Source organism: Kribbella jiaozuonensis (assembly GCF_005233875.1).
GTDB lineage: Bacteria > Actinomycetota > Actinomycetes > Propionibacteriales > Kribbellaceae > Kribbella > Kribbella jiaozuonensis.
Window position 1 is genome coordinate 1,677,249 of the sequence record NZ_SZPZ01000001.1, and the last position, 26,928, is coordinate 1,704,176.

24 protein-coding genes are annotated in these 26,928 nt (G+C 67.0%); 13 read left to right on the forward strand and 11 right to left on the reverse strand.

From position 1 onward, the window contains the following. Positions 1-207 precede the first annotated feature (207 nt). The 9 genes from FDA38_RS08165 (at position 208) to FDA38_RS08205 (ending at position 9,378) form a co-directional block, all read left to right on the forward strand. Positions 208-1,611, forward strand: coding sequence for an extracellular solute-binding protein (locus FDA38_RS08165; RefSeq protein WP_137253413.1), 1,404 nt, complete (start codon positions 208-210; stop codon positions 1,609-1,611). Beyond that, positions 1,608-2,558: a carbohydrate ABC transporter permease gene (locus tag FDA38_RS08170; protein WP_137253414.1), complete on the forward strand. Its 951-nt coding sequence runs from the start codon at positions 1,608-1,610 to the stop codon at positions 2,556-2,558. Before FDA38_RS08165 ends, FDA38_RS08170 begins: the two co-directional genes overlap by 4 nt. Further along, a complete protein-coding gene (locus tag FDA38_RS08175) occupies positions 2,555-3,391 on the forward strand; it encodes a carbohydrate ABC transporter permease (RefSeq protein WP_137253415.1) in 837 nt (278 codons plus the stop codon). The genes FDA38_RS08170 and FDA38_RS08175 overlap by 4 nt, the downstream gene beginning before the upstream one ends. 9 nt (positions 3,392-3,400) lie before the next feature. Then, a complete protein-coding gene (locus tag FDA38_RS08180; protein ID WP_137253416.1) occupies positions 3,401-3,847 on the forward strand; it encodes a Rieske (2Fe-2S) protein in 447 nt (148 codons plus the stop codon). A gap of 10 nt (positions 3,848-3,857) precedes the next feature. Then, positions 3,858-4,811 carry a PDR/VanB family oxidoreductase gene (locus FDA38_RS08185; RefSeq protein WP_137254184.1) on the forward strand — a complete coding sequence of 318 codons (954 nt, stop codon included), beginning with the start codon at positions 3,858-3,860 and terminating at the stop codon, positions 4,809-4,811. Positions 4,812-4,826: 15 nt separating this feature from the next. Then, complete coding sequence (locus tag FDA38_RS08190) at positions 4,827-5,921, forward strand: amidohydrolase family protein (RefSeq protein WP_137253417.1); 1,095 nt, start codon at positions 4,827-4,829, stop codon at positions 5,919-5,921. Positions 5,922-5,931: 10 nt separating this feature from the next. Further along, positions 5,932-7,035, forward strand: a complete 1,104-nt coding sequence (locus tag FDA38_RS08195) for an amidohydrolase family protein (protein ID WP_137253418.1) — start codon at positions 5,932-5,934, stop codon at positions 7,033-7,035. After that, positions 7,032-8,120: a mandelate racemase/muconate lactonizing enzyme family protein gene (locus tag FDA38_RS08200; RefSeq protein WP_137253419.1), complete on the forward strand. Its 1,089-nt coding sequence runs from the start codon at positions 7,032-7,034 to the stop codon at positions 8,118-8,120. Before FDA38_RS08195 ends, FDA38_RS08200 begins: the two co-directional genes overlap by 4 nt. 64 nt (positions 8,121-8,184) lie before the next feature. Continuing rightward, positions 8,185-9,378, forward strand: a complete 1,194-nt coding sequence (locus FDA38_RS08205) for an epoxide hydrolase family protein (RefSeq protein WP_137253420.1) — start codon at positions 8,185-8,187, stop codon at positions 9,376-9,378. Here the strand turns inward: FDA38_RS08205 and FDA38_RS08210 are convergent, their stop codons facing one another. After that, a complete protein-coding gene (locus FDA38_RS08210; protein WP_137253421.1) occupies positions 9,379-10,203 on the reverse strand; it encodes an alpha/beta fold hydrolase in 825 nt (274 codons plus the stop codon). A 9-nt stretch (positions 10,204-10,212) separates the two neighbouring features. Then, positions 10,213-10,905 carry an alpha/beta fold hydrolase gene (locus tag FDA38_RS08215; protein WP_137253422.1) on the reverse strand — a complete coding sequence of 231 codons (693 nt, stop codon included), beginning with the start codon at positions 10,903-10,905 and terminating at the stop codon, positions 10,213-10,215. A gap of 129 nt (positions 10,906-11,034) precedes the next feature. On the opposite strand from FDA38_RS08215, the gene FDA38_RS08220 reads away from it, so the two are divergent. The 3 genes from FDA38_RS08220 to FDA38_RS08230 all read left to right on the forward strand — a co-directional run bounded on the left by FDA38_RS08220 (position 11,035) and on the right by FDA38_RS08230 (position 16,656). Beyond that, on the forward strand, positions 11,035-11,688 hold the full coding sequence (locus tag FDA38_RS08220) for an AAA family ATPase (RefSeq protein WP_170989624.1): 654 nt from the start codon (positions 11,035-11,037) through the stop codon (positions 11,686-11,688). Next, the gene (locus FDA38_RS08225) at positions 11,685-13,805 is read left to right on the forward strand and encodes a helix-turn-helix transcriptional regulator (protein WP_137253424.1); all 2,121 of its coding nucleotides are present in this window, start codon (positions 11,685-11,687) and stop codon (positions 13,803-13,805) included. The genes FDA38_RS08220 and FDA38_RS08225 overlap by 4 nt, the downstream gene beginning before the upstream one ends. 172 nt (positions 13,806-13,977) lie before the next feature. Then, the gene (locus FDA38_RS08230) at positions 13,978-16,656 is read left to right on the forward strand and encodes a galactose-binding domain-containing protein (RefSeq protein WP_137253425.1); all 2,679 of its coding nucleotides are present in this window, start codon (positions 13,978-13,980) and stop codon (positions 16,654-16,656) included. Here the strand turns inward: FDA38_RS08230 and FDA38_RS08235 are convergent. Then, positions 16,647-17,378: a TetR/AcrR family transcriptional regulator gene (locus tag FDA38_RS08235; RefSeq protein ID WP_170989625.1), complete on the reverse strand. Its 732-nt coding sequence runs from the start codon at positions 17,376-17,378 to the stop codon at positions 16,647-16,649. The genes FDA38_RS08230 and FDA38_RS08235 overlap by 10 nt on opposite strands. 18 nt (positions 17,379-17,396) lie before the next feature. Next, complete coding sequence (gene nuoH, locus FDA38_RS08240; RefSeq protein WP_233714589.1) at positions 17,397-18,647, reverse strand: NADH-quinone oxidoreductase subunit NuoH; 1,251 nt, start codon at positions 18,645-18,647, stop codon at positions 17,397-17,399. 188 nt (positions 18,648-18,835) lie between these two features. Here nuoH and FDA38_RS08245 point away from each other — a divergent pair, with 188 nt between their 5' ends. Next, positions 18,836-19,861, forward strand: coding sequence for an aldo/keto reductase (locus FDA38_RS08245; protein WP_137253428.1), 1,026 nt, complete (start codon positions 18,836-18,838; stop codon positions 19,859-19,861). Between the two features lie 10 nt (positions 19,862-19,871). Here the strand turns inward: FDA38_RS08245 and ligD (FDA38_RS08250) are convergent, their stop codons facing one another. The 7 genes from ligD (FDA38_RS08250) to FDA38_RS08280 form a co-directional block, all read right to left on the reverse strand. After that, positions 19,872-20,789 carry a non-homologous end-joining DNA ligase gene (gene ligD / locus FDA38_RS08250; RefSeq protein ID WP_137253429.1) on the reverse strand — a complete coding sequence of 306 codons (918 nt, stop codon included), beginning with the start codon at positions 20,787-20,789 and terminating at the stop codon, positions 19,872-19,874. Next, positions 20,786-21,763: a non-homologous end-joining DNA ligase gene (ligD, locus tag FDA38_RS08255; protein WP_233714590.1), complete on the reverse strand. Its 978-nt coding sequence runs from the start codon at positions 21,761-21,763 to the stop codon at positions 20,786-20,788. The genes ligD (FDA38_RS08250) and ligD (FDA38_RS08255) overlap by 4 nt, the downstream gene beginning before the upstream one ends. Positions 21,764-21,918: 155 nt before the next feature. After that, a complete protein-coding gene (locus tag FDA38_RS08260) occupies positions 21,919-22,713 on the reverse strand; it encodes a sugar phosphate isomerase/epimerase family protein (protein ID WP_233714591.1) in 795 nt (264 codons plus the stop codon). Beyond that, entirely contained in the window at positions 22,710-23,762 is a 1,053-nt protein-coding gene (locus FDA38_RS08265) for a zinc-binding dehydrogenase (protein WP_137253430.1), read from the reverse strand. The genes FDA38_RS08260 and FDA38_RS08265 overlap by 4 nt, the downstream gene beginning before the upstream one ends. Positions 23,763-23,784: 22 nt before the next feature. After that, positions 23,785-24,681 carry a carbohydrate ABC transporter permease gene (locus tag FDA38_RS08270; protein ID WP_137253431.1) on the reverse strand — a complete coding sequence of 299 codons (897 nt, stop codon included), beginning with the start codon at positions 24,679-24,681 and terminating at the stop codon, positions 23,785-23,787. Next, positions 24,681-25,595 carry a carbohydrate ABC transporter permease gene (locus FDA38_RS08275; RefSeq protein WP_137253432.1) on the reverse strand — a complete coding sequence of 305 codons (915 nt, stop codon included), beginning with the start codon at positions 25,593-25,595 and terminating at the stop codon, positions 24,681-24,683. Before FDA38_RS08275 ends, FDA38_RS08270 begins: the two co-directional genes overlap by 1 nt. Further along, positions 25,596-26,900, reverse strand: coding sequence for an ABC transporter substrate-binding protein (locus tag FDA38_RS08280; RefSeq protein ID WP_137253433.1), 1,305 nt, complete (start codon positions 26,898-26,900; stop codon positions 25,596-25,598). Between the last annotated feature and the right edge of the window lie 28 nt (positions 26,901-26,928).

Here is a 26,928-nt window from a genome sequence, read left to right on the forward strand (position 1 = left end):
AAAGCGCGCCGCGCGCTGGCCAGGTCCGGCCAAGTGGTTCCACATATCGGAAGTTCTCTTCCAGATAGTGTTGACAGCTCTCTCGTGCTGCGCCAACCTGATGCAACACCCAAGACCGATAGCTCGCAGCTCTCACCGGCTCGTAGTACATCGGTGTAGAGAGCTCCTGCCGCCCGCCGGTCGACCCGCTTGCCGAGGGAGACACTCATGACTTCCGGCTCGTTGCTCACCCGCCGCCGATTGCTGCAATCCGGACTCGGTCTGGCCGCCGCCGGCGTCGCCGGGACCTCGCTGGCCGCGTGTGGCGGCTCGTCGTCCGGTTCGCCCGCGGGCTGGACCGAGGTGACCTTCAGTTCCGTGGGCGATCCGACCACCCAGAAGATGTTCAAGGACATGATCGCGGCTGCTCAGAAGGAGAGCCTCGACGAACACAAGATCAAGATCGTCTGGAAACCCGCACCGGGCGACGACTGGGCCAGCGTCATGCTCCAGTTCGCCTCGGGGACTACGGCCGACCTGCAGCGCATCGACGACGACCGGGTCTACGACCTGGCCACCAGCGGCAAGATCCTGCAGCTGGACAAGATGATGCAGGACAGCAGCAACGGCTTCGACCTGACGAAGTACAGCCCGACGTTCACCACCAAGGTCGCGGTCGAGGGGTACCAGTTCTCGATCACGCCGGGGATGAGCGCCAACGCCCTGTACTACAACAAGAAACTCTTCGCCGACGCCGGCCTGACGGCGCCGACGTCCTGGGCCGAGGCGTGGAGCTGGGACGAGTTCGACGACGCGGTCAAGAAGCTGACGAAGAAGAGCGGCAACAAGACCGACACCTACGGCCTGCAGTACGCCGTCAACACCATCCAGGCCACTGCGTACGGTGCTGGTGACACCGCGCTCTACAACAACCAGACCGAGTGTGGTTACGGCAAACCGGAGACGCTGGACGCGATCGACAAGCAGGTCTCGTACATCCGCGAGGGATACGCGCCCACCATCGACGTCGAGTACCTGCCGCTGTTCAACGCCGGCAAGCTCGCGATGACCTGGCAGGCGATGGACATCAGTGCGCAGATCAGCAAGGACGTCGACTGGGACGTGATGCCCTGGCCGAAGACGCCGCTGTTCGCGATGACGAAGAACTACGCGCGCACCTGGGTCATCCCGAAAACCGCGAAGGACCCGCAGGCCGCATTCCTGGCGATGAAGGCGTTGTGCGGCAAGGCGGCATCGGAGGTCATGGCCAAGGCCCAGTTCGCCGTACCGGCGCTGACGGAGGTCGCGAAGAGCGCGGCGTTCACCGACCACCCGCGACCGAAGACCGCGAACGTCTGGGCCGAGGCGCTCGGCAACGTCGCCGGCAAGCCCGTCGACGTACCGTTCCCGCGCGGACCGATCGGTACGGCGCTGGCGGACTCGTTCGTCGAGGGCACCAACGCGAACAACCTGGTCAGCGGCAAACTGGCCACCGCCGACTATCTCAAGCGCGGCCGGGACGCGGTCAACGCCGAGATCAAGAAGCGCGGCTGGAACGGGACGAAGGGCAAGGAGTTGCTCGAGAAGGGAGGAGCGCTCTCCGATCCCGACCTGAAGGTTGCGGCCAAGTGACGGCCGCACCGACGATCGAGGCGCCGCCGCCGGTGGCGACGCCCGTCGACGAGCATCAGGTCCGGCGGCGCGGGGTCCGGCGGCGCAACCTCCGCGGTTGGATGTTCATCGGCCCGGTCGTGATCGGGACGCTGCTGTTCAACGTCATCCCGGTGCTGCCGACGCTGGTCACCAGCTTCACCGACTGGGACGGCCTGGCAGCGCCCAAGTTCACCGGGGTCTCCAACTACAAGGAGATGTTCTCCGGGCAGGATCCGCTGTTCGGCAAGAGCCTGATCAACACGGCGATCTACACGATCGGCTACGTCCCGGTCGGGATCATCATCGGGATCGCGCTGGCCCTGCTGGTGAACAACCGGCTCCGCGGGATGGCCGTCATCCGGGCGCTGATCTTCCTGCCGTACGTCACGTCGCTGGTCGCGGTCGGCGTGATCAGCCGGTGGGTGTTCAGCGATCAGTACGGCGTCATCAACGCAGTACTCGCGTCGTTCGGTATCACCGGACCGCACTGGCTGGGTGAGCCCGCGTCGGCGATGGCCGCGGTGATCGTGACGGCGATCTGGGCGAACATGGGCTTCAACATGGTCATCGTCCTGGCCGGCCTGCAAGGCGTGCCGGAGACGTTGATCGAAGCGGCCACCCTCGACGGGGCCGGCCGGTTCTCCCGGTTCATCCACGTGACGCTGCCGTTCCTCACGCCGACGATCTTCATGCTGCTGATCCTGCAGACGATCGGCTCGTTCCAGGTCTTCGCGCTCATCCTGGTGATGACGGGCGGCGGACCGGGCGACGGCACATACGTCTACATCTACCACCTCTGGTACGAGGCGTTCTCGCTGCGCCGGATGGGCTACGCGTCGGCGCTGGCGATCGTGCTCTTCGTCGTACTGCTCGCGGTCACCTGGATCCAGAACCGGCTCTCGAAGAGGTGGGTGTTCTACCAATGAGGGGGCAGCGACGGATCCTCGGACCGACGGCGACGTACGTCGGCTGCATCATCGTGGCGCTGATTGCCATCGGCCCGTTCGTGTGGATGTTGTCCAGCTCGTTCAAGGAGCCGGGCGACGTGATCAGTCTGACCCCGCGCCTGCTCCCGAACCCGTTCACGTTCGAGAACTACGAGTACCTGGTCAACAACGGCGTCCTGCCCTTCATCCGGTTCCTCGGCAACAGCGCCTACATCACGGTGCTGGTGATCATCGGCCGGCTGATGGTCTGCGCGCTCGGTGCCTACGGCTTCGCGCGGCTGCAGTTCCGCGGCCGGGACGCCGCCTTCGGGCTGCTGCTCGCGTCGCTGATGATCCCGGACATGCTGATGGTGCTGCCGCTGTACTCGGCGTACGTCAAGGCAGGTCTGATCGACACCCACTTCCCGTTGATCGTCCCGCCGATCGTCGCCAACACGTTCGGCACCTTCCTGCTCCGGCAGTTCTTCATGACGATCCCGAAGGAGTACGACGAAGCCGCGCTGGTCGACGGGGCGAGCCATTTCCGGATCTTCGTGAGCATCATCCTGCCGCTGTCGAAACCGGCGCTGGCCACGCTGGCGGTGCTGACCTTCGTCAACGTCTGGAACGACTTCTTCGGCCCGTTGGTGTACCTCAGCGATGTCAACAAGTTCACCGTCCCCGTCGGCCTGGCGTTCTTCCAGACGCAGGACAGCACGCAGTACGGCCCGCTGATGGCCGGCGCGACGCTGGCCATCATTCCGACCGTCCTGGTCTTCGTGTTCGCGCAGAAGTACTTCACCCGCGGGATCTCGATGACCGGAATCAAATAAGGAGACAACGTGACCAAGTACGTGGTGGCTACCGTCGACGAGATTCCGCCCGGGTCCCGGAAGGTGGTCGAGGTCGCCAAGCGCTCGATCGGCGTCTTCAACGTCAAAGGCAACTACTACGCGATCCGCAACCTGTGCCCGCACGGCGGCGGCCCGATGTGCGAGGGCGTCACCTCGGGGCTGGTCCGCTCGGACAAGCCGGGCAACTACGACTACGTCATGCGCGGCGAGATCATCCGCTGTCCCTGGCACGGCTGGGAGTTCGAGATCGCCACCGGCCAGTCCTGGTTCGATCCCGCGAAGACCAAGGTCAAGGCCTACCAGACCGGTGTGGAGTCGGGCGAGACCCTGGCCAAGAATCCGGAGCTGTCCGCGGCCGGTTTCCAGCCCGGCCCGTACTCCGGTGAGATGTACGAGGTCGAGGTCGATCGCGACTATGTCATTGTCAATATCTGACGCCGCCGGGATGGTGGGCGAGACGACCATCCCGTTGCGGGTGCAGTCCGTCACGCCGGTCTCGGCCGGCGTGACGGAGCTCGTGCTCGTCGCCGACGACGGCTCGGACCTGCCGTCGTGGACCCCGGGAAGCCACATCGACGTGGAGATCCGCCCCGGGCTCGTCCGGCAGTACTCGCTGTGCAGCGATCCCGACGATCGTGCCGGGTGGCGCATCGCCGTACTGCGGGAGCCGGAGAGCCGCGGCGGCTCGATCGCGCTGTGCGAGCGGGTCCGCGCCGGCGACGTACTGACAGCCACCGGGCCGCGCAACCACTTCCCGCTGCACGAGTCCCCGCGGTACCTGTTCATTGCCGGCGGCATCGGAATTACGCCGATCATCCCGATGATCAAGGCCGCGCACGAGGCCGGCGCCGACTGGCGGCTGGTGTACGGCGGTCGCAGCGAGGCGTCGATGGCGTATCGGGACGAGCTCGGCAGGATCGATCCCGCGCGCGTACTCGAATGGCCGCAGGACCTTCGCGGGCTGATCGAGCTGGATCAGCTCCTGGCCGAACCGCAGCCCGGGACGTTGATCTACTGCTGCGGTCCCGAGCCGCTGATCGCGGCCGTCGAGGCGAAGAGTGCGCACTGGCCGCACAAGACCCTGCAGGTGGAACGGTTCGCGCCGCGGCCGCTGACCGACGTACCGCCGAACACCTCGTTCGAGATCGAGCTCGTCGACAGCGACGAGGTGCTCGTCGTACCGCCGGACAGATCCATTCTCGAAGTCGTCGACGAGGCCGGGATCTTCGTCCTGTCGAACTGCGAGGAAGGCACCTGCGGGACCTGCCAAACGACTGTGCTGGAAGGCGTTCCGGACCATCGCGACTCCGTTCTCGACGAGGACGAACGCGCCGCCAACGACACGATGATGATCTGCGTTTCCCGCGCGCTGTCGTCCCGATTGGTCCTCGACCTTTGAAAGGTGAGATCACAAGTGGCTGTACAACAACTTGAGAATTACGCCCGGCCCCAGCAATGGACCGGGCTCGACCTGGTCGACACCGACGTACATATCAATCTTCCCGGCCTGAAGAACCTCTTTCCTTATCTCGAGGCGCGGTGGCGTGACTACATCACCGAGTCGGGTATGGGCGGATTGCCGTCGAACCTCTATCCGTCCAACGCGCCGAATCTCTTCCTCGACGGCACGCGACCGGAGCAAGGACCGGCCGGGTCCAGCCTCGAGCTTCTCCAGGGTCAGCTGCTCGACCCGTGGCAGTTGCAGTACGCGATCCTGAACTGCACGTACGCCATCGACTCGATCCACAACGACGACCTGGCGGCTGCGCTCGCCCGGGCGCTGAATCGCTGGCAGCTGCACGAGTTTCTGGAGCAGGACCCGCGGTTGCGTGGCTCAGCCGTGCTGCCGCTGCAGAACCCGGGCTTCGCGGCGAAGGAAGTCGAGTGGGCGGCGGAGCACGAGCAGTTCGTCCAGGTGACGGTTCCTTCCCGGAGCCGGGAGCCGCTGGGGCGCCGCGGGTTCTGGCCGATCTACCGCGCCGCGCAGGAAGCCGGGCTGGTGATCGGCGTGCAGGCGGGCGGTTTGAGCGGCAACCCGACGACGCCGATCGGCTGGGCGACGTACTTCGTCGAGGACTACGTGAACGTGCCGCTGGCGTTCCAGACCCAGCTGATGAGCTTCGTCACCGAGGGGGTGTTCGTCGAGTTCCCCGAGCTGAAGGTCGTCACGATCGAGGGCGGGTTCGCCTGGCTGCCGCCGATGATGTGGCGGTTCGACAAGGACTGGAAGGGTCTGCGTCGTGAGGTCCCATGGGTGGAGCGTCCGCCGTCGGAGGTGATCCGCGACCACGTCCGGATGACGATCGCGCCGCTCGACCGGCCCGACACCCCGCAGTACCTGCTCGACGTGATCGACCAACTGCTCAGCGACGACATGTTGATGTTCTCCACCGACTACCCGCACGCGCATTTCGCGAACTCCGCGGACGCGCTGCCCGCGGGAATCTCCGGGGATCTGCAGACAAAGATCATGTCCGGCAACGCGCACGCAACGTACCGGCTGCGATGAGGAGCCTTCCATGACACAGACAGAAACCCGACCGGAACGCCGGACCGCGACGAAGCAGATGATCATCGACTGCGACATCCACAACGTGATGGCGCCCGGAGCCCTGGAACCGTACCTCTCGAATCGCTGGCTCCGGCACCTGAAGACGTTCGGATCCCGGCAGCACAACGGAAACGTGTACCCGAAGGGATCGCCGGCCCGTTACGACGCCTTCCCGCCGTCCGGCCTGCCCGCGGGCGCCGATCTGGGGTTCATGCAGAAACAGCATCTCGACGGGCTGAACGTCGAGTTCGGCATCCTCGGTCCGCTCAGCGGCTCCGGCAGCCAGCTCGACCCGGAGTTCTCCGCGGCGTTGTCGGCGGCAACCAACGACTGGCAGATCAAGGAATGGCTGGAGCCGGAGCCGCGGCTGCGCTCGGGCATGATCGTGCCGGCCGAACACAGCGAGCAGGCCGTCGCCGAGATCGAGCGGCTCGCCGGTCATCCGGGATTCGTGCAGGTGCTCCTGGTCGCCCGTAGTGCCGCGCCGCTCGGCGATCGCCGGTACTGGAAGATGTACGAGGCTGCCGCGCGGCACGACCTGCCGATCGGGATTCACTACGGCGGCGGGGTTCGCGGCGTACCGATCAGCAGCGCGGGCTGGCCGTCGTACTACCTGGAGGACCACGCGGGGATGTCTGCCGCGTTCCAGGCGCATGTGGCGAGCTTGATCCTCGGCGGGGTGTTCGACCGGTTGCCGAATCTGCGCATCGCGTTGATCGAGGGCGGGTTCGCGTGGCTGCCGTCGCTGGCCTGGCGGATGGACACGCACTGGGAGCGCTTCCGCGACGAGATTCCCTCGGTACGGCGGCGGCCGTCGGAGTATGTGCGCGACCACTTCTGGGTGACGACCCAGCCGATCGAGGAACCGCATCGGCCGGCCGACCTGCAGAAGGTGTTCGACCACCTCGGCGGTAGCGACAAGGTGATGTTCTCGACCGACTACCCGCACTGGGACTTCGACCATCCGCAGCATGCCTTCAAGGTCAGGCTGTCCGCGGAGCAGCGGGACAACATCTACACGGAGAACGCCCGGGCGTTCTACAAGCTGCCGGCGCGGGCGGAGTCGCTTTGACCAAGATCACCTCGATCGAGACGTTCGACGGCCACGGCTGCATCGTCCGCGTCACTACCGACGACGGCCTGGTCGGGTACGGGCAGACCGCGCACTCCGAGGCCCGGATCACCGGCGAGGTGCTGCACACGCTGGTCGCGCGGAACTACCTGGGCCGGGACCCGTTCGATGTCATGACCCTGGCCGAGGAGTGCGCGCGGGCGGAGTACAAGTACTTCGGGAGCTTCCTGTTCCGGGCGTTGGCCGGCGTCGATACCGCGTTGTGGGACCTGGTGGGGAAGGCCAGGTCCCAGCCGGTCTACCAGTTGCTCGGCGGGAAGTTCCGGTCGTCGGTGCCGGTCTACGGTTCGGGGATGCGGCGCGACACGACGCCCGAGGAAGAGGTCGACCGGATGGTCGCCGCCGTCGCCGAGCACGGCTTCCGCGCGGTGAAGATCAAGATCGGCGAGCGCAACGGCCGCGATGCCGAGTCGCGAACCGGCCGCACCTGGCGGCTGGTTCCCCTGCTGCGCAAGGAGCTCGGCGACGACATCGAGCTCAGCGCGGATGCGAACGGTGCCTACTCACCGGGCCAGGCGGTCCGGATCGGGCGGCTGCTCGAGGAGTACGACTACCTGCACTTCGAGGAGCCGGTGCCGTTCTGGGAGTACGAGAACACCAAGAGCGTGGCGGCAGCTCTCGACATCCCCGTCGGGCTGGGGGAGCAGGAGTTCTCCGTCGACACCATGCGGCGGATCATCCAGGACGGTACGGCAGACGTCATCCAGCCCGACGTCTGCTACATCGGCGGCATCACTCGCGCCCGCCAGGTCGCCGACCTGGCCAACCTCGCCGGGCTCCCGTGCGTACCGCACTCGTCGGGCAGATCGCTGACGGCAATCTTCACCGCCCATCTGGTCACGGCGATGCCGGCCTGCAACCTCTTCCACGAATGGACCATCGAGGACGCCTCGTCGATGCGGGTCTACGAGCCGTTCCCGGTCGCCCGCAATGGCGAGGTGGTCCTGTCCGACGCGCCAGGCTGGGGTGTCGAGATCGCCGACTCCGTGTTGCAGCGGATGGAGCGAAGGGCGTCGTCGCTCTAGATGGAGTTCCGGATCGGGCGGATGATCGACAGGTCAGGGGAGGCGATCCGGGAGGGACACGATCATGAGTGACAGCACGCACGCGATCCGTACATTCCGTGTCGAGGTACCACAGGTGGAGCTCGACGAACTGCTCCGGCGGATCGAGGCGACGCGCTGGCCGACCAAGGAACTCGTCGGGGATCGGTCGCAGGGAGTGCAGTTGGCGGCACTCCAGGAGCTCGCCCGCTACTGGTCGACCGAGTACGACTGGCGCCGGTGCGAGGCGCGGCTGAACGAGCTTCCGCAGTACAAGACCGAGATCGACGGGCTCGACATCCACTTCATCCACGTGCAGTCGCCGCACGCGAACGCGTTGCCGCTGGTCATGACGCACGGCTGGCCGGGCTCGGTCATCGAACTGCTCGAGACGATCGGTCCGCTCACCGATCCGACCGCGTACGGCGGAAGCGCCGACGACGCCTTCCACCTCGTGCTGCCGTCCATCCCCGGCTACGGCTTCTCCGACGAGCCGGCCGAACTCGGCTGGGGTCCGATCCGCATCGGCCGTGCCTGGGACGAGCTGATGCACCGCCTCGGTTACACCCGGTACGTCGCGCAGGGTGGTGATGTCGGCTCCCAGGTCACCGACGCGATGGGCCGCCTGGGCCTCGACGGGCTGATCGGCATCCACACCAACCTGCTGACACCGGCGCTGGGCGACGCCGAGGCCCTGAGCGAGACGCCACCCACCAAGGAAGAACAGACCGCGCTCGACCAACTCGCGACCTTCCATGAATCCGGCACCGGCTACTTCGTGGAGCAGGCGACCCGCCCGCAGACCATCGGTTACGCCGCCTTGGACTCCCCGATCGCCCTGGCCGCCTGGATGATCGACCACGACACGGACAGCTACCTGAAGATCGCCCGCGTCTTCGTCGACGGAGAACCCTCGGGCAATCTGACCAAGGAACATCTGGTCGACAACATCACCCTCTACTGGCTGACCGGCACCGGCGCCTCCGCGGCCCGCTCCTACTGGGAGGAGACCCAGGAGAACGCCCGTGCTGTCGGCCAGCCGCCGACCTCGGTGCCGATCCCGGTCGGCTTCACCACCTTCCCCGGCGAGATCTGGCAGACCCCGCGCAGCTGGGTCGAGAAGGCTTACCCGAACGTCGTCTACTTCAACGAGGTAACCAAGGGCGGCCACTTCGCCGCCTGGGAGGAACCCGATCTCTTCTCGTCCGAGATCCGCGCTACTTTCCGTTCGTTGCGCTAGTCAGGAGGTCGCCCGGGCGGCTTCCAGGATCAGGTCCGCGGTGGTCTGCGGGTGGCTGATCATTACGACATGGGAGGAGGTACGTACCTCGACGACCCTGCGGAAGTTCCCGCGGGCGTACATCCAGCGTTCGGCCGCGGGTGGGATCGCCTTGTCGCGGCCGGCTACCAGGCCCCAGGACGGGATGGTTCGCCAGGCGGCGGCAGTGGTCGGATAGATGAAGGAGTCGGCGTCGAACGGGCGTTGGGTGGCTTGCAGGATCCGGAACGACTCCGCCGAGATGTCGGCGGCGAAGGCTGCCTGGCCGTCCTTGCTCAGGTAGAGGTCGATGCCGGTGGTGCCGTCGGCCTTCGTGTAGGGGATCCCGACGCTGACGGGCTCGACGAGGCTGCCGGGAAACTTGGTGATCAGCTCGCCCTGCGTCTCGCCCACGTCGGGCGCGAACGCCGCGATGTAGACCAGCGCCTTGACGTTGCTCTTGCCGGCGGCCGCGTTCGTGATGACGGTTCCGCCCATGGAGTGTGCGACCAGCACGACCGGGCCGTCGATCGAGTCCAGCAGACTGCCGATGTACGGCGCGTCGGTGGGGATACCGCGCAGCGGGTTCGAGCCCGCGATCGTGGTGTAGCCCTCACGCTGGAGCTTCTGGATGACCGCGTTCCAGCAGGACGAATCGGCGTACCCACCGTGGACCAGCACGATGGTCGGCTTGACCTTCGGCGGCTTGCCGGCCTGGGCAGCGGCCGGAGTGGCCAGCAGCGCGGCTGAGCCGGCCGCGACCGCGCCGGCCGCCAGGACCTGGCGGCGGGTGACATTGGTACCCATGCTGATCTCCTAGGCCAGGGACTCGACAGCGGTGTGGATGAGGTCGGCTACGGCCTGGGGCTGGGAGACGTAGACGGAGTGGCTGCCCGAGACCTCGCGGACGGTGGCGCCGGCGCGTTCGGCCATCTGGCGCTGGGCGGGCGGCGGGATCATCCGGTCGTCGGCGGCGACGAGGTACCAGGACTGCTTGGCGCGCCAGGCGGGTTCGGTGACCGATCCGGCCAGGGCGTTGACGCCCCACGGCACCTGGGAATCGGCCATGAACGCGGCCTCGTCGGCGGGCAGGTCGCCGGCGAACGACTCGTGGAACTTGTCCCGGTCGAGGTAGAGGTAGCCGTCGCGGGGCGGCAGGATCGGGGGTACCGGCGCGCCGGGCGGCGGGTCGGCGATCAGGGTGTTGACGGACTCGCCCTTGTCCGGGGCGAACGCCGCGATGTAGACGAGGCCCACGACTCGCTCGTCGGTGCCGGTCTCGGTCACGACGACCCCGCCGTACGAGTGACCGACGAGGACGGCCGGTCCGTCGATCGCGTCCAGGACCTGCTTGACCGCGGTCACGTCGCCGTCCAGGGAGACGGTCGGGTTCTGTACGACGGCGACCCGGTGGCCCTGCGCGCGGAGCCGGTCGTACACGCCGCGCCAGCCGGAGCCGTCGACGAAGCCGCCGTGGATGAGGACCACTGCCGGTCGGGTGCTGCTCATGAGATTCCTCCAAGGGTGGGGTACTCCGTGACCGTAGGGATGGGACCGCTCTCACGGCAGGCGGGAAAACCCTCGACCGGGTCCCTCGCGACCCTCGATCTGCGCGGTCGGGTACCGCAGAATGACCTGATGGACGACGAACTGGCGGCCGCGTACGGGTTGTACGGCCGCGAGGACGCCTTGGGGGTGCTGAGCGACGTCGTGGACGACGGCGGCAGTGCTGTCGTGATCGGCGAGCCCGGGCTGGGAAAGAGCAGTCTGCTGAAGGTGGTCGACCAGCTGGCCCAGCGGCGCGGACGGCGGGTGCTGTCGGTCGGCCCGACGCAGTTCGATCGAGGTTTGCCCTTCGCGGGGCTGGCCGAGCTGGTCAGCCAGTGTCCGGACAGCGCCTTCGACCGTCTGCCGGTACCGCAGCGACGTGCGCTGTCGGTCGCGCTCCAGCGTGCCGACCCGGACGGCGACGACGTCGACGCCCTGGCCGTCCCGCTCGCGGTACGTGGTCTGCTGACCCAGTTGTACGGCGCTGAGCCGGTCACGCTGATCCTCGACGATGCGCAGTGGCTGGATCAGGCGAGTCTCGCCAGTCTCGCGTTCGCGCTGCGGACGATCGACCCGCGCCGGTTGAGCGTCGTACTGGCGTCGAGGCCTGATCCCGGGGCGGCGGCCGAGCTGATCCGGGTGCTGGCGGAGCCGCGGCACGAGTTGGAGTTGAAGCCGCTGCCGGACTGGCGATCGGCCAGTTGCTGCGCAAGCGGCTGGGCCTGCGGTGGACCCCGCCGATGAGTGCCGGGGTGGCGCGGGCCAGCGGCGGCAACCCGCTGCTGGCGTTGATGATCGCGATGGCGATGCAGTCCGATCTGTCGAAGTGGCGCTGGAGTTCGCAGCAGGGCCACGAGCCGATCTTCCCGGTCCCGCCGAGCCTGGCCGGTTTGCTGGGGGAGAAGGTCTCGGTGCTGTTGTCACAGGACGCCCGCGACGTACTGCTGCTGGTGTCCGCGGCGGGCCGGCTGACGGTCTCCCAGTTGCAGCGGATGGTCGAGGAGACTCGGCTCCGGTCAGCTCTGGAGGCGGCGGCCGATGCGGACGTCGCCCGGGTCGGGGCGGGCGCATTGGTCGCGTTCACCCATCCGCTGCTCGCGTCGGCCATTTACGACGCTGCGGCACCCGAGGCGCGACGTCGTACGCACCGGATGCTGGCCGAGAAGCTCGAGGACCCGGTCGAGCGTGCGCGGCATCGCGCGGAGTCGATCGTCGCGCCCGACGAGACCGCGGCCGGCGAGCTCGAACGCGCTGCCGAGATCTCGCGGAGCCGCGGTGCTCAGCAGTTGGCGGGCGAGTTGCTGGAGGCGGCCGCGTTGGCGACACCGTCCGACGTGGACGCGTCGGTGAGCTTCCGTCGTTGGCTCGGCGCGCTCGATACGTACTTCGGTGCCGGGGACCTGCTGGCGGCCCGGGCCGCACTGGAGAACGCGTCCGCTGTGGCGGCGTCGCCGGAGGACCGTGCCCAGGTGCTGCTCCGGGAGGCGCGGCTGCCCGGCAACCTGCGCTCCGCGCGCTCGCTGTCCGAACAGGCGTTCCGGCTCGCGCCCGCGGGCACGGAGGTCCGGGCCGCGATCCTCCAGGAGCTCAGCGAGTACCACCGGATGGAGGGCCACGGCCGGCTCACGCTGCGGCTGAGTCAGCTGGCGATCGACGAGGCGGTCGCGGTCCGTCGTACCGACATTCAGTTCATGGCGTTGAACCAGCGGCTGAATGCCGAGTGGCTGTGGGGGAGCAGCCGTCTGAAGGAGACAGAGCGCGAGTTCGAACAGTTGGTCGCGAGTTCGGACACCGAGATCTCCGCCGCGGAGCTCGCCTGGGGCCGCGCATTCCACGCGGCCTGGAACGATCCGGAGGCCGTGGCGGAGATTCGCGACGGCATCCGGCGGACGATCGACGCCGGGCGGTACGGCGATCTGTCGAGCCTGTACATCTGTCTGGTCATGTGCCACGTCCGGGGGTCGCGGATCGCGGACGCGCGGGCGGCGCTCGAGGAGGCGGACCGTTCAGGGGCGTGGGCGAGTGCCTTCAACCTGCAGGAGCAGATGGCGCGGATCCTGGTCGCGGAGTACTCCGGTGACCTGGACGAGGCCCGGACCCTGGCGCAGCGTGCGGCGGCAGAGTCGAGGTCGCACGGGATCACGTACTGGCTGGCCGGATTCCTCGCCCAGGTGGGGTTTGTCGAGACCTCGGCGCGGAACTGGCAGGCCGCGCTCGACGTACTGCGTGAGCTCGCCGACATCTTCGCGAAGACCGAACTGGTCGACCTCGAGCAGCTGTTGTGGCCGGTCGACTACGCCGATGCCGCGCTGCAGGTCGGCGCACTCGATGACGTCGAGACAGCCGTTGCGCTGCTCCGTCGCCAGGGGGAGGCGGGCCGCCCGGAGGCGAGCGTTGCCGCCGATCGCTGCCAGGCCTTGTTGACTGCTGCCCGCGGCGACCTGGACCAGGCGATCGCCGAACTGCGGCGGATCGTCGATCAGACCGGCGCCGAATGCCCGTTCGAGACGGCCCGGTCGCGGCTGGCGCTGGGTCAGGTGTACCGCCGCGCCGGCCAGAAGGGCCTGGCCGTCGAGACTCTGAACGAGGCCGCCGCGACGTTCGACGCGCTCGGCGTACCGCGCTGGGCCGAGCGCGCCCGCGACGAGTCCGGCCGCTCCGGCCTGTACCCGAGTACGTCGATGCTGACGGCAACCGAACGCCGCGTCGCCGAACTCGTCGCCGCGGGCCGGTCGAACCACGAGACCGCCGCCGAGCTGTTCATGTCGGTCAAGACCGTCGAGGCCAACCTGACCCGGATCTACCGCAAGCTCGCCGTACGCTCGCGGACCGAACTCGCGAACCACCTGAACCGGGCCTGACGAAGTTGTAGGCCGTGGCATCTTGACGTGTTGAGGACATTCGCGTTTCATCCTTCTCACGGTGTCGGCGCAATTTTGTGAGGTGCTGTCGCAAATTCCTGACATCGCGGCCGTCGCAGTCGCCCCGTCGGGACAGCCCGCTCCCGACCTGCGGAGGCCGGAGAGGACGACCATGCGCTCTGCCCTGCTCAGCCTCCTGTCCGCTGTCCCCGTCGCCGCGCTGCTCGTCACGCCGGCGGCCGCGGCTACGACCGCCGGCGCAACCGTGCCATTCACTTCGTACGAGGCCGAGGCCGGCGCGCTCGGCGGTGGCGCGACCGCGGTGTCGCTGACGGCCGCGCCGACGACGCAGTATTCGAGTCCTTCGCTGGAGGCGTCCGGGCACGCGTATGCCCATCTCGCCGGCACCGGCCAGAGCGTGCAGTGGACGAACACGACCGGCGCACCGATCAGCGCGATCACGGTCCGGGTGAGCATCCCCGACAGCAGCGCCGGCGGCGGGCAGACCAGCACGTTGAACCTGTACGTCGACGGCGGTCTGCGGCAGGCGCTCAACGTCAACTCGAAGCAGACCTGGCTGTACGAGGGCAACAACAACTACAACGGCAACAGCCAGAACCCGTCCGACGGCAGCCCGCGAGTGTTCTTCGACGAGACGCGTACCCTCGTCACCGGTACGCCGATCGCACCCGGCGGCACGTTGATGCTGCGCAAGGACTCCGGCAACTCGGCCGCGTACTACGACGTCGATGTCGTCGATGTGGAGAACCCGCCGGCTGCCCTCTCCCAACCGGCCAACTCGATCTCGATCACCGACTGCGGCGCGGTCGCCGACAACACCCCGACCAACGGTGCGGCGGATCCCGCGTCGGTCGACAGCCGGGCGGCGATCCAGAACTGCATCAACCAGGCGCAATCGCAGGGCAAGACCTTGTGGATCCCGGCCGGCACGTTCTACGTCAAGGGCACGCAAGGTCTGCAGGCACAGGGCATCACGATCGCGGGTGCGGGCGCCTGGTACAGCACGATCTATCGCGACGTACCGCTGCCGAACAGCACTCCGCTGCCCGCGCTATGGGGTCTGACCTCGACCACGATCCGCAACCTGCACGTCGACTCGAACGCGACCAGCCGCGCGACCGTCGACGGCGCGGGCGGCTCGATGGACGTCACCGGGACGAACTGGGTGGCCGAAGGGATCTGGACCCAGCACACGCTGTCCGGCTTCTGGGCCTCCGGCACCGGCGGCACGATCCGGAACAACCGCCTGACGACGATCTGGGCGGACGGCGCGAACATCAACAACGTCTCGATGGGCAACTCGGTCGGCAACAACCTGACCATCACGAACAACTTCGTCCGCGGCACCGGTGACGATGCGCTCGCCATCAACTCCGTTAATTACAACGACATTGACGGCACGCGGGTCTACTACACGCCGATGGCGAACGCGGTGGTGACGAACAATACGTCGATCGCTCCGTGGGGCGGGAAAGGCGTCGGAATCTACGGCGGCGGTGGCCATCGGATCGAGAACAACTACGTGTCGGACACCGCCCGCTACATCGGTCTGGGTGCGGGACGGTTCGGTGTCAATGGCAACGATCTGTTGTCGGCGAGCGTTACCGGCAATGTCGTCGTACGGTCCGGTGGGAATGCGTACAACCAGGGGCAGCCGGCGTTCCACATCGGGAACGGCGGCGACGGGCAGAACGTCGGCGTTGTCGATCGGGTGACCGCGAGCAACAACACCGTCGTCAATTCGCTGTACGACGGCATCGGCTTCTCCACCTCGACGAACACCGTGCTCCAGAACAACACCGTGACCTCTCCGGGACGCAACGGCATCGTCATCTCGCCGCCGTTCTACCCGGCGCCGTCGGGTTCCGCGACGATCACCGGTAACACGGTGACCGGTGGAGGTACGCCGTACCTCAACAACTCCGGTGGGTTCAGCGCGTCGCTGAGCGGCAACAGCTGGCAGGGCGGCGGTACGCCGGAAGCGCCGTACGGCGGCACGCCCGCCGCGATCCCCGGGACCGTGCAGGCGGAGAACTACAACACCGGCGGGCAGGGCGTCGCGTACAACGTGAGCTCGGTGAACGGCACCGCGAACGGCTACCGCACCGACGGCGTCGACCTCGAGTCAACGTCGGATGCTGGTGGCGGCTACAACCTGGGCTGGACCAGCACGGGCCAGTGGTTCCACTACACGGTCAACGTCGCCACCGCCGGTACGTACACCGTCGCGATGCGAGTGGCGGCGCCGAGCGCGGTGACCAACGCCTTCCACTTCGCCGGCACCACGGTCAGCGTCCCGGCAACTGGTGGTTGGCAGAACTGGGCGATCGTCACCACTCAGGTGACACTGCCCGCCGGCCTGCAGACCTTGACGGTCTCTCAGGACAACGGCGGCTGGAACCTCAACAGCCTGCAGTTCACCGGCGGCGGCTCCGGCAACTTGGCGGCCGGTAAGCCCACCAGCGAGTCATCACACAACCAGGCCTACGCGTCGAGCAACCTGACAGACGGCAACCAGTCGTCCTATTGGGAGAGCGCCAACAACGCCTTCCCACAATGGGCGCAGGTGGATCTCGGCTCAGCCCAGTCGGTGAGCCGCGCGGTCCTGCAGCTTCCCACGTCCTGGGGTGCTCGCGATCAGACCTTGTCGTTGCTCGGGTCAACGGACGGCATCAACTTCACGACGGTAAAGGCCTCCGCGACCTACACCTTCTCGCCGACGGTGACCTTGACCTTCCCCGCGACGACCCAGCGCTATTGGCGAGTCAGTATCACCGCCAACACCGGGTGGCCGGCGGCGCAACTCTCAGAGCTACAACTTCAAGCGTGAGGCGCGTGTTTCTCCTCGACACTGTCGAGGAGAAACGCCAGGCCGGCCTCGAAGTTGTCCGGCTGGGCGGCGAAGCCGTGGCGCAGGAGAGGTCCGACGTACGGGTAGTCACCGCTGTCGGCGCGTTCGGTCAGGTACCTGTTGACCGTCGACGTCCATTCGCCGGCGGCGGCCGGGTCCGACGGCACGGCACGTCGCTGCGCCGAGACCCGGGTGACATACCCGACCGTGTGGTCGTTGACCGCTGTCACGATGCTCCACGCTTCTTCCGCGGAGACGGCTAGCGGCGCGACGGCACGCATCCACTCGTCGAGAACCCGGAGCGTGTTCGGGCCCAGCTGCATGCGGTCGACCAGGAGCTCGATCGTCCACGGGTGGGCCAGGCCCTGGTCCCGGGTCCGTCGCGCGATGGCCTCGAGCGCTTCTCGCCAGTGCTTCGGGAGTTGGTCGCCGAGGACGCTCTCCCCGGCGAGCTGATCGAACATCAGGTCCAGCAGGTCGTCCTTGCTCGACACATGCGCGTACAAGCTCATCGGCCGTACTTCGAGGAACGCCGCGACGCTCCGGATCGAGACCGCGTCGAGCCCGTCGCGGTCGGCGATGTCGACCGCGGCGCTCACGATGGATTCGCGGGTGAGCGTCCTGCGCCGGGGCCGGCGGTCGTTGCGTGCCCACACCGGACCCGCATCCCGCTGGGTGCCCTCGTCGGCCGGCCGTGTCATGTCGGGCATCGTACGGCGTCATCGCGCCCGACGCTCGGTGGCTACGGCCGACATCGGCGGCACCGGGAACCCGTCGTACGTGGCTGCTTCCTGCTGCGCGGCCTTGTCCGACTGCTTCTTCTCACCGACGAACAGCAGTACGACGACCGCGACGACGCAGAGCGCGATCGCGACGAACAACCACTGCCGGTCGATACCGCCGTTCAGGTTGATCGTGCGGATCGTCGCGACCACCAGGATCCACAGCAGGGACAGCGGCATCAGCCGCATCCACCCGAAGTGCATGAACTGGTCGTACCGCAGGCGTGGCAGCGTCCCGCGCAGCCAGATGAAGAGGAACAGGAAGCAGAGGACCTTCCCGAAGAACCACAGGACAGGCCAGTAGTCGCTGTTGGCGCCGTCCCAGATCAGGTTGATCGGCAACGGGGCGTGCCAGCCGCCGAGGAACAGCGTGGTCGCCAAGGCCGCCACGGTGCCCATGTTCACGTACTCCGCGAGGAAGAACAGCATGAACTTCGCGGACGAGTACTCCGTGTGGAATCCGCCGACCAGTTCGCCCTCGGCCTCGGGCAGGTCGAACGGCGCCCGGTTGGTCTCGCCGACCATCGAGATCACATAGATCACGAACGACGGCGCGAGGATCAGGCCGTACCAGAGCTTGTCCTGCGCGGCGACGATCTGCGACGTCGACATCGATCCGGCGTACAGGAAGACCGCGACGAGCGAGAGCCCCATCGAGACCTCGTACGAGATCATCTGGGCGCTGGAGCGAAGGCCGCCGAGCAGGGAGTACGTCGATCCGGACGACCAGCCGCCGAGCACGATGCCGTAGATGCCGACCGAGGCCATCGCGAGCACGAAGATCACCGCCACCGGCATGTCGGTCAGCTGCAGCGCGGTGCGGCCGTCGCTCCACGGCAGCTTCACCGTCGGCCCGAACGGGATCACCGTCCACGCCGCGAACGCCGGAACGACCACGATCGCCGGCGCGAGCACGAACACCACTTTGTCGGCCGTCTTCGGGATCAGATCCTCCTTCAGGATCAACTTCATCCCATCGGCCAACGACTGCAGCAACCCGAACGGCCCGTTGACCTTCGGCCCGATCCGCTGCTGCATCCGGGCCACCACCCGCCGCTCCGCCCAAATACTGAACAGCGTCAGCACCATCAGGATCACGAAGACCAGGACCACCTTGAGCAGCATCACCCCCCACGAGTCCTGCCCGAACCCCACCGGCCCACCGCTGACCTCATCACTCCACCGCATCGCCATCGCTCCTCCGAGATCGACTAACAGATACGGTGTATCATTAAGACGACCGGAAGAGAACCCGGACTTGCTGCACGCGCTGGATCAGGATGTGAGACCGCGGGCGATCGCGATCCGACGGGTGTGAATGTTGAGGCATGCGTGCGATCGGGTTCGTGAGTTGGTCAGCCGAAGGACGGATGTGAATGACGGTCGAGCGGGTCTATCGGGCGGCCGACGGGCGGTACGAGCGGCTGGAGTATCGGCGGGCGGGGGACTCCGGGCTGGATCTGCCGGCGTTGTCGCTCGGGTTGTGGCAGAAGTTCGGTCGTGACTACCCGTTCGGGACGCAGCGGGAGATCTTGCTGCATGCGTTCGATCTGGGCATCACGCATTTCGACAACGCCAACCGGTACGGGCCGCCGCACCGGGCCGCGGAGCAGGTGTTCGGGCAGGTGCTGCGGACGGACCTGGCGCCGTACCGCGACGAACTCATCCTGACCACGAAGGCCGGTAACCCGATCGGTCCGAGCCCTTATCTCAAAGGCGGTTCGCGCAAGTCGCTGCTGGTGTCGCTCGAGCGCAGCCTGCGCGATCTCGGCACCGACTACGTCGACATCTTCTACCACCACCGGCCGGATCCGTCGACGCCGCTGGACGAGACCGTGGGCGCGCTGGTGAGCGCGGTCCAGCAGGGCAAGGCGTTGTACGTCGGCATCTCGAACTACCCGACGGAGCGCGCGCACGAGGTCGCCGCCTTGCTGCGTGCGGCCGGCGTACCGCTGCTGGTTCATCAGCCGCGGTACTCGATCTTCGACCGCACGCCGGAGACCAGCGGGCTGCTCAAGCTCGCTGCCGAGGACGGGTTCGGTTTGGTTGCCTACAGCCCCCTTGCGCAGGGGTTGCTGACCGACAAGTACCTCGACGGCGCCATCCCGGCCGGTGCCCGGGCCGCGGCCAGCGCGTTCCTGTCACCGGATCAGATCGACGACGTCTATCGCGAGCGCGCGACGGCGCTGAACGAGCTCGCCCGAGAGCGCGGCCAGTCCTTGGCACAGCTTGCCCTCCAGTGGGTACTGCGTCAGCCGCAGGTGACGACTGCCCTGATCGGCGCAAGCTCGACCGCCCAACTCGACCACAACCTCGCCGCGCTCGACTTCCCGGCCCTCACCGACGAGGAACTGACCCGCATCGACCACCACGGCATCCACGGCACCGGCCAACGCGTCTGAGCTCCCGGCGCTATTTCTCGGTCAGCAAGTCATTCAGGCGACGCCATGGTCGGGTCAAGGACCGGCGGCGACTCGACCCGCGCCATGGATCGCCGTCCCGCTCAAAGCGGCGCACAACTGAGCGAATGGTGAACCGGTCGCCGCGCATCCGGCGATCGTCGAGTTCGCTCCAGTCCAACGGGGTGGCAACCGGCGCGCCCGCCCGGGCTCGCACGGCGTACGGCGGTACGGCGGTCTGCCCGTAGGCGTTGCGCATGATGTCGAGGTACAGCCGCCCTTCCCGTTTCGCGATGCGCTGCTCGATGGTGTAGCGCTTCGGGTCACGAGCGACGAGCACCTGCGCGACGCCGCTCGCGAATTCGCGGACCTGGTCGAAGTCCGCCGTACGGTCCAGGAGGACGTGGACGTGAAGTCCCTTGCCTCCGGTGGTTTTGAGCAGCGAGGGGAGCCCGAGGTCGGTCAGGAGTTCGCGGACATCGAGGGCAGCGCGGCGTGCGGCGGGGAAGTCGTCGCCGGATGGGTCGAGGTCGAAGATCAGCTGATCGGGCTTCCTCGGGCGGTCGGCGCGAGACAGCCAGGTGTGGGGAGTGATGCACGCTTGGTTGGCGAGGTACACCAGTGCGGCAGCGGAGCTGACGACCGCGTGCTTCACGTTGCCGGCACCCCCGAGCCGTTTCACCGACGCGGTCTCGATCCAGTCCGGGAAGTATCGCGGTACGGTCTGCTGGAACACCTGTTGGCCGTCGATGCCGTCCGGGAACCGCTCGAGCGACAGCGGACGGCCCTTGAGATACGGGACCATCCGTGGTGCGACCGTCTCGTAGTAGCTGATCAGGTCGCCCTTGGTCACCCCGTCGTCGGGGAACAGGACCTTGTCCGTCCGGCTCAGTTGAATGGTACGGCGGCCGACCCGTACCTCATCAGTCACTGTGCACGCTCCCGGACCACCTCACGTGGAGGTTTGTCCTCGCGCAGTCCCTGGAAGCTGGGATGGCGGAGTTGCCCGTCCCGCGTCCATTCGCTGAAGGCGACCTGGCCGACGAGCTGCGGTTTCACCCAGTGCACCCGCAAGCGCGGCAAGTTGCCGCTGGCAAACGCCGGTTCGTCCTGCTCGAGCTCGGCGAGTTGTTTGCTCAGTCGCTCGAGCATCGGACGGTCGTAGCCGGTGCCTACTTTCCCGGCGTACCGGAGTTCACCTTTCTCGTAGTAGCCGATCAGCAGTGCGCCGAAGCCGACCCGGCTGCCTTGGGGATCGGTGTAGCCGCCGATCACGAACTCCTGCGCGGTGGCGCACTTGAACTTCAGCCAGTCCTTCGAGCGACCGTGGGCGTAGGCTCCGACGGCCCGCTTGGCGATGAGGCCTTCCCAGCCGCGCCGGCAGGCCTCTTCCCAGTACGCGACGCCGTTGCCGATCCGATGCGGCGTGAAGCGCAGCGGACCGCCGTACTCGAGCGCACTGCGCAGGAGCGCTTTGCGTCGGCGGAGCGGGAGGCCGGTCAGATCGTGCCCGTCGAGATGCAGGACGTCGAACACGTAGAGGAAGACCTTCACCCCCGTACGGCGTGCCGCGTCGGGGTCGTTGACCTGCATGCGTCCTTGCAACCGGGAGAAGCTGGTCCGGCCGCCCTCGAAGGCGACGATCTCGCCGTCGACCACGAAGTCCTGATTCGTCTGGCCGGCCAGTGCCTCGACGAGTTCGGGGTAGTGGTTGTTGAGTTCCTTCTGGTTGCGCGAGAGCAGGCGGACGCCGTCCGCAGTACGGAAGACCAGGCAGCGTTCCCCGTCGAGTTTGCGCTCGTACAGCCAATCGGGGTCGGAGAAGCGGTCCTCGGTCAGCGTGGCGAGCATCGGCGTGACCCACTCAGGCTGGGCTACTGTGCGCAAACTCTGCTTCGCCGTCACACCCCCGCCAGTGCCCGAGCCCCCCGCGAGGCAAACACCAGCGAGCGGCGCAGGACCTGGGCAGCTACGCCGAGGACCTGCGCCACGTCGCACAGGAGTATCCGGATCTCCAGTGGGAGTTGCTGCATCTGCTGGTCGACCCGGCCGTCGGGGCGTCAGCGCGTCAGCAGCTTGGCGACCTTTGGGAGGACTTGGTCGACGGGGCCGCTGACGCCGCATTCCATCGCCAGCCAGCCGTTGTAGCCGATGGCCTCCAATGCGTCCAAGGTCTCCGGCCAGTCGTAGTGGCCGGCGCCGGGCTCCAGCCGGTTGCTGTCGCCGAGCTGGACGTGACCGATCAACGAACCGGCCTGCCTGATCGACTCGCCGATGTGGGCCTCCTCGATCGACATGTGGAAGGTATCCGCAGTGATCATCACCCCGGAGGATCCGACCTCCTCGACCACGGAGACCGCATCGGCGAGCTGGTTGATCACGAAGTCCTCGAACCGGTTCAACGGTTCCAGGTAGACCTTCGCGCCCACCGACTCGCCGTGCTCACCCACCTCCCGGAGGGCCTCGACCAGCGCCGCGCGAGAGTCCTCGACCGAACGCGGCGGCACGAACGGAGGCAACCGCCGCGAGAACAACCCGAAGGCATGCGGCGAGACGATCCCCGTCCCGCCGGCCGCCGCGATCGTGCTCAACTGGATCTTCAGCTGCTCGATGGCATCCCGGCGCCGGTCCGCGTCGAAGTCGCCGATGAAGTGGTCCATGTGCACAACCGCGGTCGGCATCTGTACGCCGGCATCGCGCGCCCGCCGCAGCTCGTCCACCCGCGATCCGAAGATCCCGTCACCACGGGCGGACAGCTCGATCCCGTCGAAACCCACCGACCGGACGAATGCGAACTTCTCCTCCAAGGTCTCGCCGGGCAGTGTCATCTCCGCGGCCGCCAGTCGGAACGTCATGCGGTCACCTCCTCGTCGAAGCTGAGTACGACCTGCAGAGCCTCTTCCGGACGCTCGTCGAGCATCTGGAAAGCGTCCGCGGCCAGCGCCATCGGCACGGTGTGCGTGATCAGGTCGGTCACGTTCAGCCGCTTCTCGGCGGCGAGCTGGATCGCTGTCCGCGCGAGCCGGTCGTAGTTCCACCGATGTTGCAAGGACGGCGCGACCCCGGAGATCTGCGAGCAGATCAGTGCGATCCGGTTGTGGTGGAACTCCTCGCCCAGCCGCAGCCCTACACCGTCACCTTGCATGAACCCGGCGACGCACACCCGCGAGCTGTACGCGACCGACCGGACCGCCTCGTGCAGGGCGCGATAGTTGCCCGACACCTCCAAACACACATCGGCACCGCGGCCGTCGGTGAGCTCTCGGATCCGTTCGGCAACGCCACCGTCGGCGGGATCGAGCGCAACCTCGGCGCCCAGCTCCAGCGCCAGCTCACGACGGGCCGGAAGGTTGTCGACGGCAATCACCCGGCCACCGTTCAGCCGGGCCAGCTGCGCGGCCAACTGCCCGGGTACGCCGAGACCGAAGACCGCAACTGTCTCCCCGATGTGGATGTCGGCGTCGAGCACCAGGTTCAGCGCGATACCGCCGATCTGGCTGAAGATGCCGATCCGCGGATCGACGGTAGCGTCGAGGATCCGCCCGGCGGCCCACGACGCCTTCTTGACGGTGTGGCTGCGATGTCCCCACGTCCCCCAGATCACATCGCCGACCGAGACGCCCTCGGCCGACGATCCGAGCGAGACGACCTCGCCTACCTCCTCGTACCCCCAGCCGTCGACCGGGTAGCTGATCGAGGTGTCACCGTCGACGAAGAGCCGGGAGTCGTCGTCCCAGCGCTTGTTCAGATAGGGGTTGCTGCCGCGGTACGCCGTGAGCTCGGTGCCCGCGGAGATACCGGAGTACAACGTGCGGATCAGGACCTCGTCCGGTTCCGGCGTACGTTCGAGATCGGGGACGACCTCCGCGACGCGGGACGAGCTGAATCTGACCAGAGATGGCATGGGTCTCCTCGAGAAGTGTGGGTCAGCCTTTGACTGCGCCGGACATGAAGCCCTGCGTGACCTGGCGTTGCAGGACGACGAAGATCACGATGATCGGGACGATGGTGATCAACGTGCCGGCCGCCAGCGGGCCGATATCCATCGAGCGGCCGCCGGTGAAGTTGTAGAGACCGGCGGTGAGCGGCCGGTACTTGCCGCTCGGCAGGTAGAGCAGCGGGACCAGGAAGTTGTTCCAGTTGCTCAGGAACGTGAAGACGGCCAGGGCCGCGGCGCCCGAGCTCACCAGCGGCATCATCACCTGCGCGAAGATGCGGCTCTCGGAGGCGCCGTCGATCCGCGCGGCCTGCTCCAGTTCCTCGGGCAGATCGGAGAAGAACGCGCGCATGAAGAACGTGCCGAACGACAGGTTGGTCGAGATCAGCACCAGGTTGGCCCCGACCAGGCTGTCCAGCAGTCCCATCGACCGCAGCTGGAAGTACAGCGGAATCATGTAGGTGAAGAACGGTACGAGCAGACCGAGTACGACGACGTAGAAGATCGCCGTACGTCCGGGGAACGGCAGCCGGGCGAACGCGTAGCCGGCCATCGTCGAGATCACGATCACGACGATCGTGCTGGGAACGGTCAGCAGCAGACTGTCCAGCAGATAGCTGCTGAACCGGCCCACGGTCCAGGCCGAGCGCAGGTTCTCGAACGAGAACGACGAGAACAAGCCGAACGGATCGGTACGGACGTCCTGCGGTGTCTTGAGTGCCGTGGAGATGATCAGCACCACGGGGAACAGCGTCAGCGCTGCCATCAGTACGAGGACGACGTGACGGATAGCGAGTCCGGTCGACCGGCGTACGACGTGCCGGCGGAACTCCAACCGTTCCTCGGACCGGCTGCTGCTCGAGACGGCGACTGGCATGTCGATCATCACGCCCCCAGTCCCTGCAACGACAGCCGTCGTTGCAGCCGGTTCAGCATGATCGTGAACGGCACCGCCAGCACCGTGATCAGCAGCGCCAGCACGGTGCCGTAGCTGATCCGGTTGAGCTGGAACGCACTCGAGTACGCATAGGTCCCGAGTACTTCGGTGGCGTCGGCCGGCCCGCCGCCGGTCATGATGAAGATGATGTCGAACACGCTGAACCCACCGACCAGCGTGAGCGTCAGCACCATCAGGAAGACCGGCATGATCTGCGGCAACAGGATGTGCCACAACCGCTGACCGGCGTTCGCGCCGTCGATCCGGGCGGCGTCGACCAGCTCCACGTCCACGTTGCGGAGCGCGGACAGGATGATCATCGTGACGAAACCACATGTCGCCCAGATCGCGGTCGCCAGTACGGCGAAGATCGCGGTCTTCGGATCACCGAGCCAGCCGCGGGTCAACCCGTCCAGCCCGACGGCGTTGAGCACCCGGTTGATCCACCCGTTGACCGGATCGTAGATCCATCCCCAGACGATGCCGATCGCCACGCCGGGCAGCATGAACGGCAGGAAGAACAGCAATCGGTACGTCGCTCCACCGCGCCCGGACCAGATCAGGACTGCCACCAGCAGCCCGATGATCATCGGCGCGGCGGTGCCGATCGCGATCCAGATCGCATTGTTGCCGAGGGCGTGCCAGGTCGCGGCGTCGGTGAACATCTCGGTGAAGTTCCGCAGCCCGACGAACGGCGGTGTCGGATCGAGACCGTCGAAGTCGACCACCGAGTAGTACAGCGCGTTCGCCATCGGGAAGACGAAGAACACCGCGGTGATGATCGCCACCGGCAGCGCGAGCAGGATGCCGAGCCGCGCCTGCGCCCGCCGGGTGACCGCCGGAACGTTGCTGACGGCCCCCATCTATTTCGCCGACTTCTCGTACGCCGTCTGCAGCTGCGCGGCCACCTTCGCCGCGTCACCCTGCCCGCTCAGGATGCCCTGGATCCCCTTCCACATGGCGTTGTTGAAGACGTCGGTGGTCAGAACGTCGATGTTGTACCCGAAGTCACCGGTACCGTCGGCGATCTTGGCCGAGTCGTCCAGCACCTGCTTGAACAGCGGCGACGCCGTCATCCCGTTCGTGTCGATCGGGTACGCCGGGATGTCCTGCAGTTTCTCCGCGGCCCAGCGGCCGTGCTCGGGGGTGAGCAGGTAGTCCAGGAACTTGATCGACGCGTCCGCCTTGGTGGTCGAGGCGGACACGAACGTGCCCGAGCCGAGACCGCCGCTGAAGATGCCCGCGCCGTCCTTGGCCGGGAACGGGATGAAGCCGACGTCGAACTTGGCGTTCCGCTCGATGTCCAGGGCCAACCAGCTGCCGGTCGGGTTCATCGCGGCCTTGCCGGAGTAGAACAGCGCGTTCGCGTTGTCGTAGCTGACCGCGGTCGGTGACGGCGTCAGCAGCTTCTTGTCGTTCCAGTCCTTCCAGACGGCCAGCGAATCCACGACCGGCTGGGTGTTCCACGACGTACGGCCGTTGAGCAGGTCGTCCATACCCTTCGACCCGACGGCGCTGGACAGCGACATGCTGAGCAGATGGCCGCCCTGCCAGCCTTCCTTGTCGCTGACCGCGAACGGGACGACGTTGTTCTGCTTGAGCTTCTCGGCCGCGGCGGTCAGGTCGGTCAGGCTCTTCGGTTCGGCGATCCCGTACTTCGCGAACAGCGTCTTGTTGTAGAAGACGCCGACCTCCTCGATCTGGCTCGGTACGCCGACGATCTTGCCGTCGAACGTGACCCGCTTCTTGGCGAAGTCGTAGATCGGCCACTTCTTGTCGGCGTACGCCTTGGTCAGGTCGTAGACCAGCCCGGCCTTGGCCAGCGCGCCGGCGAAGCCCGGCCCGGTGTCGTAGCCGAAGACGTCCGGACCCTGGCCCGACCGCAACTGGGTCTGCAGCACGGTCCGGACGTTCTCGCTCGGGATGACGTCGAGCTTCACCGTGATCCCCGGGTTCTTGGTCTCGAACGTCTTCAGGTCGGATTTGATCAGCTCGAGGTCCGCCGGATCCTCCGGCTGGCCGATCATGTAGCGGATCTCCTGCTGGCCGCTGGTGTCTTGCTTGACGTCCTCGGAGCCGGTGCCGGGGGCGCCACCGGTGCACGCCGCGGTGGCGAGCAGCGTGGCGGTGGACAGCACGGCCGAGGCGACGAACGCGATCTTCTTCATGAGCCACTCCCGGTGTCGGTGGCACTGC